At 44.6% G+C, this 2,938-nt stretch carries 2 protein-coding genes; one reads left to right on the forward strand and one right to left on the reverse strand.

Going from position 1 to position 2,938, the window contains the following annotated elements; genetic code table 11:
* Window positions 1-60: 60 nt before the first annotated feature.
* Window positions 61-1,284, reverse strand: a complete 1,224-nt coding sequence (locus F6K52_RS34835; RefSeq protein ID WP_293089544.1) for a transposase — start codon at window positions 1,282-1,284, stop codon at window positions 61-63.
* A gap of 288 nt (window positions 1,285-1,572) precedes the next feature.
* On the opposite strand from F6K52_RS34835, the gene F6K52_RS34840 reads away from it, so the two are divergent.
* Window positions 1,573-2,938: protein kinase (locus F6K52_RS34840; RefSeq protein WP_293089546.1), on the forward strand; the 1,366-nt coding region annotated here is incomplete at its 3' end.

Raw genomic sequence — 2,938 nt, forward strand, 5'->3', positions numbered from 1 at the left:
AAAATGGAACTTTCAACTACAAATGGGGAAAACGTGACTACTCCTACATCAAATCAAAGATTATGATGTAGGCTTCTCTCTCCTCACGAATGAGACTTGCTGTTCCTCAATATCCTGTATTGATTTACCACAGCCATTGAGCGGCAGTCCAACCGCCATTAATCCACGATTTAAGATATTGATACCACTGTTCCAATCACGGTCAATTTCGACTTTACAACTGGAACAACAATGAACACGCTCACTCAAACTTTTTTCAACCCTAGAACCACAATTAAAGCACTCAATACTTGTCCCCCGTGGGTTGACGAACTGGACTAACAAGCCGCGTTTGACCGCCACTGCTTGCAATATCTCCAAAAATGCACCCCAAGCTGCATCATGTATTGATTTGGCTAACTTAGTTCGAGCAAGTCCTTTGATGTTTAAGTCTTCGTGAGCAATTAAGTCGTACTTACTGCACAACCAATGAGCAACCTGATAATGAAACTCCTTTCGACAACGGGTTAAATGAAGGTGTAATAAAGCCACTTTGTGCTTGGCTTTTTTCCAGTTTTTAGACCCCTTGACACGACGCGACATTACTCGTTGAGCTTGAGCAAGTCTGTCTTGAGCTTTCCTGTAAAACTGTGGAATAGGTATAGCTTCGCCGTCAGATGTGGTCAAAAATTTCTCTAAACCAACATCGATACCGACAGCAGATTTAACCGAATCCACAGGTAACAGCTCAGGTACGGTATCATCTTTCATCGAAATGCAACAATACCAACCATGGCCAAAAGGCCACGCTACGCGAACAGCCTTCTTGAGAATAGTACATTGCTTAAGGGTAAACCCATCGGGTAAAGGCCGGTGCATTACTACAGGCATTGACCCAATTCGACTTAGTTTTAGAACACCATCAATCAGGTGTGCCCCTGCTCTAGAATTGTTGACTCTGGGAAACACGAATGATCGGAGTTCTCCAGACTTTTTAAAACGAGGTCTACCTCCTCGTTTTCCACGCTTCACCGGTTTGCGCCATCTATCCCATGCCTTGTTAAGCCGTTGTAGGTTAACCTGCTGAGTTTCTGCGTAGATTTGTTTGTACTCAGGAAATAACAGCTTAGTTTCCTTAAGAGCTGCCTGCTGGGTGTAGTAGTTGACGGGGTGAGGAATTTCACCAATCGGCTCATAACTCACGCTACATCTATCAACCGGTGAACGAGTCCTGTTGAGCCAATCAAGCCTTTGCCCTAGAGCATAGTTCCAGTGACGGCGCAACAGTTCTAGCCATCTATCCATCGTGGCTATCTGTTCGTCACTAGGCTTGATTCTGTAGCAGTAGGTTAATATCACAATGCTATTGTACCACTTACGTTCGCACCTCAAGCAGCGTCGGCTCTGCCGAAAGCGTGGCCTCTGGCCAATCTGTTGAGAACTTCAAGACGCTGTCGGGCAATTCCCCTCCCGTTAAATCGGAGATTATAACGGGAGACCCCTTGCCCGTTTAAGTTGGGGAAAACTTTCAACAAATCTGTCAACTGGCTAACTTGTGAACTTGCCAACCCTTAGACTTGACCACCCCATATCATGAGCTACTGTCTTAATCCTAAATGCCAAAATCCTCAAAATCCCAATCAGGCCAGATTTTGTGCCTATTGTGGCTCAAGATTACGATTAGGCGATCGCTTCCGTGCTCTGAGGCTAATTAGTATTGGTGGTATGGGGCGCACCTTTCTAGGGGTAGATGAGGCAGATGCTAGCAATACTAACTGTATCATCAAACAGTTATCCTTACAACATCAAGATACCAACAATGCTCAGAAAGCGGCTGAGTCTTTCCGCCAAGAAGCTACTAGGCTACAAGTTCTGGGACAACATCCTCAAATTCCTGAACTTATGGCCTATTTTGACGCAGATCATCAATTAGGTATCGCAGGAGAACCTGCTATAGTTCACAAGTATATCGATGGGCAAAGCTTAGCCACAGAACTGGAAACAGAAGGGACGTTTAGGGAAAACCAGGTTCGGCAAGTCCTGATTGAATTGTTGCCAGTGCTGCGCTTTATCCATAGTCATCAGGTTATTCATCGGGATATCAATCCCCACAATATCATTCGTTGCCCTCCTCCTGAGTCCTCTTTGTCCAAGTTACCAACACAAAAAACCAGGAAGAGGTTTTATTCTTGGGGGGGAAGGGGGAGCGAATTTTTTCTGGTGGATTTCAGTGCTGCTAAGCTGACTACAAAAACTGTGCTAGCACGAACCGGAACTATGATTGGCTCTGCGGCTTACACGGCTTCGGAACAGTTGATGGGAAAAGCGATCGCAACCAGCGATTTGTACAGTTTAGGGGTTACCTGTATTCATCTGCTTACCAACGTTCACCCCTTTGATATGTTTAATACTCTGGAAGGGAAGTGGGTTTGGGTCGATTACCTCAGGCAACCTGTCAGTGAGCAGCTTATTCGCATCCTGAACAAAATGGTAGAAAATTTACCAGACCAACGCTACCAATCAGCCACTCAAGTCCTCGGAGCACTTGGTTTACCAGAGGATTTCGCTGCTATACCAGTAACATCTTTATCTACAAAAGTTCCCCCTAAGTTTGAGACTCCTACTTGGAAATGTTTACATACCTTTTCCGAAGAGTCTAGTGGAATTAATTCTATCGCGTTTAGCCCGAAGGGAGAAACTATAGTTAGTGGTAGTACAGATAAAACTATCACCATTTTTAACTGGCAAGCTAAAACAGTGGTGGCTAAACTTTCAGGACATTTAAATGTGATTGAGGCGGTTGGGTTTAGTCCAGATGGAGAAATTATCGCTAGTAGCAGTTGGGATCATACCATTAAACTATGGCATGGGTATACCGGAAATTTAATCCATACCCTTTGTGGACATTCTGCTTGGGTAAAGTGTCTGGCAATTAGTCACAATGGCCAATTACTAGCTA

The sequence above is a fragment of the Moorena sp. SIO3H5 genome, assembly GCF_010692395.1.
In the GTDB taxonomy this organism is placed as follows: domain Bacteria; phylum Cyanobacteriota; class Cyanobacteriia; order Cyanobacteriales; family Coleofasciculaceae; genus Moorena.